Source organism: Pseudomonas uvaldensis, from assembly GCF_021271205.1.
GTDB classification, from domain to species: Bacteria; Pseudomonadota; Gammaproteobacteria; order Pseudomonadales; family Pseudomonadaceae; genus Aquipseudomonas; species Aquipseudomonas uvaldensis.
The window spans coordinates 1-3,323 of sequence record NZ_JAIWKS010000025.1 but is presented as its reverse complement, the minus strand read 5'-3'; the positions used below and the strand labels follow the sequence as shown (position 1 = coordinate 3,323).

At 65.6% G+C, this 3,323-nt stretch carries 1 protein-coding gene; it reads right to left on the bottom strand.

Going from position 1 to position 3,323, the window contains the following annotated elements:
* A partial coding sequence (locus LCU97_RS26400) for a non-ribosomal peptide synthetase (protein WP_232778197.1) occupies positions 1–3,323 on the bottom strand: 3,323 nt, incomplete at both ends.

Sequence of the window (3,323 nt, the reverse complement as noted above, 5' to 3'; positions counted from 1 at the left end):
TTCCAGGCTGCTGGCGAGGCGTTCGGGCGCCTGCTCCAGGGCCTCCACCAGGGCGGCCACGGCCTGGCCGAGGTAGGCGGCAATGCGTTGTGGGTCGATGCCGGTAATGGATTGGGCGGTGATGGAGAAGTCATCGCCTTCATCCGCGACGGCCACCTCGATCGGGTAGTTGGTGCGTGCTTCGTTACTCAAGAAGCGTACGCCGTCCCAGGCCAGCACCTGCCCTTCGTTGGCCAGCGAGCCACCGTCGGTCTGATGACGATAATTGAGCAGCGTGGTGAACAGTGGCAAGCCAGCGCCGACGCCACTGCAACGCTGGGCCAGGGCCAGGGAAGCCTGCTCGTGGGACAACAGTTCGCTGAGGTCGCGATAGGTTTCATCCACCAGCGCACCGACACCGGAGCCGGCCAGTCGCACCCGCATCGGCAGGGTGTTGATGAACACACCGAGCGCCCGGTCGGCACCCATCGTGCCTTGCAGGCGACCCGCGACCACCGTGCCGAATACCACATCGTCACGGTCGGTGCAGCGCCCGAGTACCTGGGCCCAGGCAATGTGGAACAGCACCGCCGGGGTGACGCCGGCGGTGCGTGATTGGGCACGGATCCGTTGGCTCAGGGTGGGTTCGAGTCGCACGCTGGTTTCCGCGACCTGGCTGCCGTCGCCCTGAACGTCCAGTACGCCGAAGGGCGCCGTGGGTTCGTCGACGCTCGCCAGCCGGTTGCTGAAGTAGGCTTCGTGGGCCTGGGGCGGCGTTGCCAGGACCTGCGCGACGAACTCCCGGTAGGGCATCGGCGCCGGCAGGCTCACGGCGTCGCCCTGCAGCAGTGTCTGGACCTCCTCGAGCACGATCGCCAGGGACACGTGGTCACTGATCATGTGGTGGTCCAGCAGGCTCAGCCACCAGCGCTCAGAGTGTGGATCCCCGGCGATGCAGGCGCGCATCAGCGGCGCCTGTTGCAAGTCCAGGCGCAGATGCCGCGGATCGCTCAAGCGTTCCAGTCGGGTACGCGGATCTTCATCGGCGGACAGGGTGATGAGTTGCACAGGCAACGTGGCCTGGCGTTGCACCACCTGCACCGGCTGCGGCTGGCCGGCCCAATGCACGGCTGTGCGCAGGATGTCGTGGCGATCGATCACCTGCTGCAAGGCGCCGATAAAAGCGTCGAGCCGCGAACGGCTGTCGAACTCGATCATCGAGCGCACCAGATAGGCATCGCCTTCATGCCCCAGCAGGTGGTGGAACAGGATGCCTTGTTGGAGCGGAGCCAGGGGGTAGATGTCCTGGATATTGGCGGCACCGCCGGGCACGGCGGCGACAATGCGGTCGAGCTGGGCCGGGGTCAGTTCCACCAGCGGCAACATGTCCGGCGTCAGGGTCGTGCAGTCGGCCGGGATGCGGTTGGCCGGCGCCAGGAATGGCGTTTCATCGCTGCGACCCAGGGCCTGGGCCATTTCCCGGACGCTGGGTGCGGTGAACACCGTGCGCACCGTGGCGCTCAAGCCATGCTGGCGCAGGCGGTCGATCAGGCTCACCGCCAGCAACGAATGCCCGCCAAGCTCGAAGAAGCGATCGTGACGACCCACCTGTTCCAGACCCAGCAGCTCTTGCCAGACGTTCGCGACAAGTTGCTCTATCTCGCCCCGTGGCGCCTCGTAGGCCCGGCTGGCGAAGGCTTCCTGGCCCGGTGCGGGGAGGGCGCGACGGTCAAGTTTGCCATTGGGCGTCAAGGGCATGGCCTCCAGCTGTACGAACGCGCTGGGCACCATGTACTCAGGCAGCGCCGCGAGCAATGCGGCACGCAGTTGTTCCACCGGTACCGGCTCACCGCACAGGTAGGCGACCAGACGCTTGCTGTCGGACTGGCCCGGCTTGCTTTCCTGGGCAACCACCACCGCTTCACGCACACCGGCACAGCGGGCGAGGACGGCTTCGATTTCCCCAAGTTCCACACGGAAACCGCGGATTTTCACCTGGTCATCGTTGCGTCCCAAGTATTGAAGGGTGCCATCGGCGCACCAGCGACCCAGGTCGCCGGTCTTGTACAGGCGTGCGTCCGGATCGGTGCTGAACGGGTCGGCAATGAAACGCTCGGCTGTCAGTTCCTGACGGTTGAGGTAACCGCGAGCGACGCCGACACCGCCGATATGAATTTCTCCGCAGACGCCCAAAGGCGCGAGATTGCCCGTGACGTCGAGCACATGCAGTTGGGTGTTGCGCAGCGGTTTGCCGATGGAACGGAAATCGTCCCGGTCGCTTTCCATCCGGCGGATCGAAGCATTCACGGTGGCCTCGGTCGGACCGTAGGCGTTGAATAGCGCCGGACGGTGACCGGCGCGGGCGAACCACTGGGTCACCGCCTGCTTGCCCACCGCTTCGCCACCGATCATGAACTGGCGCAGGCAGGTGGGCAGGGCGACGTGAGCGTCCCGGCTCACCTGTTGCCAGAACACGGTCGGCAGGTTGGCGACGCTGATCGCGTGTTGCTCGCACAGCGTGGCGAAGGCCGCCGTGCCGGCGATCCAGGCATCGCTGCGCAGCACTAACGTGGCGCCGGACAGCAAGGCGCCAAAGATTTCTTCCACCGACATGTCGAAGGTCATGCTGGCGAATTGCAGGATGCGATCCCGGGGATTGAGGCCGTAGCGTTCCTGCAGGGCACCGATCTGGTTGCATACCGAACGGTGTTCGAGCATCACACCTTTCGGCTTGCCGGTGGAGCCGGAGGTGTACATGACGTAGGCCAGGTGCCGTGAAGTCAGGCCTTCGATGCGCGGGTTGCTGTCATCGCCCTCTGTGGCGTCGTCCAGCAGCAATCGCGGTATTTGCAGCGAATGGAAGGGGGCGGCCAGGGCGCCCTGGGTCAGCAGCACCCGTGGCGAACTGTCGTCGAGCATGTGCTGCAAGCGATCCTGCGGATAGTTCGGGTCCAGCGGCACATAGGCGCCGCCGGCCTTGAGGATGGCCAGCATGCCGACGATCATCTCCGGGCTGCGTTCGACCAACAGCGCCACCCGCTCATCCGGGCGAAGCCCGGCGGCGATCAGGCGATGGGCGATACGGTTGGCCCGCGCGTTGAGTTCGGCATAGCTGAGGCTGATGTCTTCGGCCTGCACGGCGATGGCTTGAGGTTGCGCCTGAACGTGTTGCTCGAACCATTCCTGCAACAGTTGCCCCTCGGGGAACGTTGCGTGGGTCTGGTTGAACCGGCCGAGCAGTTCGCGCCGTTGCGCGTCATCCAGCAACGGCAGGGTCGCCAGCGGTTGGCTGGCGTCGTCCAGCATCGCTTCGAGCAGGTGCAGCAGATGCCGGCCCCAACGGA